5 protein-coding genes are annotated in these 5,220 nt (G+C 61.1%); all 5 read right to left on the reverse strand.

Annotation, left to right across the window (positions count from 1 at the left end; all coding sequences use genetic code 11):
- Nucleotides 1-472, reverse strand: a 472-nt coding sequence (locus GSQ94_RS18845; RefSeq protein WP_174240963.1) for a cobalamin B12-binding domain-containing protein, incomplete at its 3' end; no start/stop codon positions are given.
- Between the two features lie 137 nt (nt 473-609).
- Entirely contained in the window at nt 610-1,944 is a 1,335-nt protein-coding gene (locus tag GSQ94_RS18850) for a TolC family protein (protein ID WP_158945397.1), read from the reverse strand.
- A 66-nt stretch (nt 1,945-2,010) separates the two neighbouring features.
- A complete protein-coding gene (locus GSQ94_RS18855) occupies nt 2,011-3,015 on the reverse strand; it encodes a lipopolysaccharide assembly protein LapB (RefSeq protein WP_158945398.1) in 1,005 nt (334 codons plus the stop codon).
- 2 nt (nt 3,016-3,017) lie between these two features.
- Nucleotides 3,018-4,259 (reverse strand): efflux RND transporter periplasmic adaptor subunit, encoded by a 1,242-nt coding sequence (locus GSQ94_RS18860; RefSeq protein ID WP_254063986.1) that lies wholly within the window; start codon nt 4,257-4,259, stop codon nt 3,018-3,020.
- Between the two features lie 29 nt (nt 4,260-4,288).
- A partial coding sequence (locus GSQ94_RS18865; protein WP_254063987.1) for a DHHA1 domain-containing protein occupies nt 4,289-5,220 on the reverse strand: 932 nt, incomplete at its 5' end.

Here is a 5,220-nt window from a genome sequence, read left to right on the forward strand (position 1 = left end):
TGCCGGAGGCGTCTTTGTAGCTGACGCCGAGGATCTCATCGAGCGGCTTGCCGTTGGCAAACTCTACGACGGAGAAGTCAAACTCGCGGCGGCAGATAAAGTCGATGGCGGGGCACTCGTTGAGGGCCTTGTCGGGGGAGGTGGTCACCGGGGGGCCGACGAAGGAGATCTTGATGCTGGGGTAGGTCTGCTTGATAACCTCGGCCATCTTCTGGTCGCCGTCCCAGCCCATGGTGCTAGTGAAGAGCACGAGGAACTCATAGTCCTTGAGGATTTCTACGACTTCCTGCCACTTGATGTGGTGTGGTGGAGCGTCGAGGAGACGGGAGCCTTCCAGCATGCCAGCCGGATAGGTGAGCCAGACGGGATACCAATAGGACTCGATCTCGCGGGTAGCGGGCCAGCGGGAGCTGGCACCACCGTCAAACTTCTCGAAGGAGGGCGGGTTCAGAAACAGGGTCTTAAGAGGCATAATAATAGCTCGATTTTACCATTTCGTTAAGGGCTTAAGTGGCTTTTCTGGTGTTTCCTGGCAGGTACCTTCGGCGATGCGCAGGGGAGCCAGACGATTCATTCCAAAAAAGATAGTCAAGTTTGTTCGAAGTCTGGCTAGTGTTTCGCCGGATCTACGGGTTGAGCCTGCAGGGCTGCGGAGAGCCAGCTCTCCAGATCACCGCTCTCGCGCATGAGATTGATCTGGGCTTGCTGAAGCTCGAAGTTGGCATTGAGGAGGGCGAGGAACTTGTCCCGCTCGGCGATGCGCGAGGTCTGCTCGTCTTTGGGGGTCATCTGGGTGCCGGCGAGGTTTCCGTTGCCGGTGTTGAGCTGCACCATGAGGGCGTCCAGATTTTGCTGGGCAAGCTGCTGGTCGAGGGTGGCGATCTCGTTGCGAGCGGCGAGCTCGGCGACGTTGTGCTGGGCCTTGAGGCGGGAGTCTAAGAACTGATCGCGGATGGAGTCGGCATCGTGCTCGGCGTGGGCTGCGTCGGCGTTTGATTCGCGAGCCTTGGCGCGGCGGGTGGCGTCGAAGAAGGGCAGGGTGATCTGCACGCCGATGGCGGCGTTGTTCTGCTGGAAGCGGAAGTAGTAGTCCTGGAGGTTGTTGAACTTTGCGAAGCGGCTGTACTGTGCGTCGAGGATTACCTGCGGGCGGAGGATGTAGCGGCTGTCACCGAAGGCAATCTCCCGCTTGGAACGAGCGAGAGCGTAGGCGGATTCGACGGCAGGGCTGGTGGTGACCATGATGGCGGAGGGGTCTGCGGATTGGCTGGGAAGGAAGGGCGGAACGCTGTCGGCAGAGGTGGCAAGACCGCGCGGAGGCAGACCGATCAGGCGTGCCAGGTGAGCCTGATCTGCCACGGTCTCATCGTCCATGCGCAGACGGGCAAGGCGGATCTGCGCGGCGGTGAGGCGGACGGTGGTGAGATCGATGCCCGTGTCCTGTCCGGCGGTGAGGCGATCCTGCACGATGGAGACGAGTCGGTCGGCGAAGCCCTGCTGCTCCTGCAGGACGGCCTGCCGCTGGAGGTCGCGGCTGAGCGCGAGGTAGGTGATGGCAGTGTCTTCTGCGACAGCTTCGCGAACATCTTTCAACGAGAGAGCGGCAGCGTCGAGCGAGGCCCTTGCGCCGCGGATGTAGTCGCGCTGCGAGTAGCTGAAGACAAGAGACTGGGAGTTGAGGTTGTAGATGGAAGGCTGCCCGAGAGGGAATCCATACGAGGGCGGCCCGATGGAGGAGGCTCCGACGACATTTGGGATGTAGGCATCGCGGAGCTGGTCGAGAGCTGCTCTCGCCTTATCGACGTCGGCCTGAGCGGTTAGAACCTTTGGGCTGCCCTTGAGAGCGAGACCTACCGCGCTGGTGAAGGAGATCTGCGCCACGGCAGGCGTTACCGCACAGGCAAGAGCAGAACTGACGATCAATCGACGAAGAGTGCAGATCATACTGAGTGAGAGATTCCTTGAGACGGGCTAGAGATCATGGTACCGCCTTTTGTCTACGATCTTTCTTTAGGATCCCTGTAATGCTTTGCGGGCAGGTGCATAGTTCGATGCGAGGGCGAGTGCGGCGAGGTACTCGTGATGTGCTCCGGCGGTGTCACCCTCGAGTGCGAGAAGGCCGCCTAACTGGAGATGCACCTTGAATGCGGGAGCACCATCGGTTTTGCCCGATGAGGCGAGATAGGTGCGCAAGAGGGTGATCGCAAGCTGGGGGGAGCTGTGGGCTGCAGAGAGGGTGCTGGCGGCGTCGACCAGGGGAGGGCCCTTTCGGCGGTCCCCTGCGACGGCCGATTGGAGAGCCACAAGCATCTTGTCCGGCTGGTTGTGGCGCTTGTAGAAGTCGCCGAGGTTGATGTAGGCCTCGGGTGCCTTGCCGGCGGCGACAGCGGCCTGGTATTCGGCCTCGGCGGCCGGGAGATCTTTCTTCTTTTCGGCGATCAGGGCTGAGAGGCGGTGCGCCTGCGCGGGGAAGTCTGGCTGCATCCTGGCGGCTAACGTCTGCGCTTTGTCGAGTCCACCGCCTATCAACGAGGGTGCAGCGACGTAGTACTCGCCGAGATCGCTCATGGCGTGAAAGTTTTCAGGATCGAGCTGGACTGCGTGCTCAAACTCGGTGCGAACCTTGACCGCGAGGCTGAGTGCAGAGAAGGGGCTGGCGTGGGCAGCCTTGAACCCGTAGGCGCGACCCAGCCACATGTGGTTTTCGCTGTTGCCGGGAGCGTGGGCTACGGCGAGCTCGCACTCGTGGATGGCGGCATCGGCTTTGTCCTGCGAGTAGAAGACGCGGCAGAAGAGCTGGTGCGCCTGGGCGTTGGTGGGGTCTGCGAGGAGAAGAGTACTAAGCATGGCTGCTGCTTCATCGACGCGGCCCTGTTGGAGAAGCGTGTCTGCCTGAGTCTCATCCGCGACGGAGAAGCGTGTGGTGAGGAGGAGGAAAAAGAGCAGCGCGTGGAGGAGACGAGGTGGGCGTGTCGAGTAACACGAACAAGGGGAACACGGAGAAGACGAGGACATGGCTACTCGACTATTTTAACGGGGAGCCCATTGGTGAGTTCGCGGTTGTTGACGGCGCTGAGGGCGACCGTATCTTTTTCGGAGAGGCCGCTGATGATCTCGACGCGAGTGAGATTGACGCCAACGCCAACCTGAACGGGGGTGCGGACGAGTTTGTTGTTTAACACGCGGAAGACAAAGTCTCCTCCTTCAGTGTGAAGAGCTTCGCGAGGGACGCTAAGAACATTGAAGCGCTGCGAGGTGGTGACGGTGACCACAACGTTGGTATTGGGCAGCAGATCGCCTCGGGCATCATCGACGGTAATGATGCATTCGCCTACGTTGCGGGTGCCGTAGGTGATGACCGTTGTCGGGGCGCGGTTGATGTGTCCATGCCAGGTCTGGGTGGGTTTGGCATCCCAGACGATCTTAACCGCCTGGCCAGCTGCGAGCTTGCCGATCTCCGGCTCGTCGAAGTAAGCGCGAACCTGAATTTTGTTAAGGTCGGCCAGGTCGAGGAGGTTTTCGCCCGCGGGAACGAAGTCGTAGTTAGAGACTGGAATAGAGTAGACCGTTCCGGCGAAGGGAGCACGGATGTTGTCGTTGGCGTAGTTGGCTTGTGCTGCGGCGAGTGAAGCGCGGGCATCGCCAAGCTGGGCTTCAGCACGAGCGCGATCAGTGGCGCCAAAGCGCTGAGTGCTACGCGACTGAAACCCCTTGAGGGCGTTGTCTGCGGTCTGCAGGCGCTGCTGGGCGGAGGCGACTTCGCTGGCCGAGGCTGCTCCTTTTTGTTGAAGAGCTTGCAGCGCGGCGAGATCCTTCGCAGCCTGCTCCTGCTGCTGCTGGGCGCGGCTGAGATCGCCGGTGAAGCCGATGCGCTCATCCTGAGAGCCGCCCTGGCCGACGTCGTGGAGGGTTGCCTGAGCGTTATGCACCGCCGCGTTGGCTGCTGCAATCTTGGCGACGGCGTCGGCGTCATCCATCTTTAGCAGAAGCTGGCCCTCTTTGACCTTCTGGCCTACGTCAACATAAACCTTCGCGACCACACCAGGAGCGGGAGCGTAGGCAGGGAACTCTTCGATAGGTTCGACTTTCCCGTTAGTCGATACGGAGCTGACGATGTTCTGGTGGTCGACTACCGCGACGCGAATGTCGATGAGGTCGCGGGTGGAGGAGCGCACGATCACGAAGATGACAGCGATAACGGCGAGGAAGATGCCCCACAGCATGGCAGGATTCAAGCGTCTTGTTTCAGTAGTAGGCATCAGTCGAGGTTCAGTATATAAGACGCTCTTCACTGCTCGAATGGACCAGAAAGTTTTGAGGGTAAGGTAGTTAACGCTCGCGATGCGCTCACTTCGGCCAGTCGGAGATCGACTAGTTCCAGCTCCAGTCCAGGGAATTGCGGGTTGGCTTTGTCTTTCAGCTTGTAGACGACATCGATCATGGAACCCGTATTCAGGGACATTTCAGCACAACGGAGAGACCAGTCGATGCCGCGGCTCCAGCCGAGTGCGCTGATGCGCTGGGTTTCGCCGGGTCTCTGGAGCTGGAGGCAGATGTGTTTCTCCTTGATGAATCGGACCGGAGCTGAGAGGACGAGGCCTCTGGTGAGAAATACCGGCTCCCGGTTGCCGATGCCGAAGGGCTCGCAGCGGGTGAGCCAGCTATAGAAGTTCTGGGTGAGCTCGGCGAAGGGTAGCTCTGCGTCGCACTCGAGCGGCGGGGAGGTGATCTCTTGTGTGAGCCGGAGGGCGCTGTAGAGACGCATCCGCTCGCGGAGAAGAGTGACGTGGGCGGAGGGCATGGAGAAGCCGACGGCGTGGGCATGGCCGCCGAATCGGGTGAAGAGCGGGGAGTCCGACGGCTCGACCGGTTCGTGGACTGCTGTCAGCGCGTCTAGCAGATGGAATCCATTGATGGAGCGGCCGGAGCCGTGGGCGTGGCCGTCTTCGTGGGTCATCACGATGGCTGGCCTGCCGGTGCGATCGACGACGCGGGAGGCGAGGATGCCGAGGACGCCGCGATGCCACTCGGGGTCGTCTAGGATGATGCACTCGGCGTGGAAGTCTTCGAGGCCTTCGCGGAGGGCGGCGAGCTGTGCTTCGATGGCTTCGAGGGCTGTCGCTTCGGTGGCGCGGCGCTCGTCGTTGAGGCGGTTCAGCTTCTCCGCAAGGTCTGTGGCGCGGGTAACGTCCCTGGTGAGGAAGAGCTCGACGACGTCGC

This window comes from Granulicella sp. S190 (assembly GCF_009766095.1).
In the GTDB taxonomy this organism is placed as follows: Bacteria; Acidobacteriota; Terriglobia; order Terriglobales; family Acidobacteriaceae; genus Edaphobacter.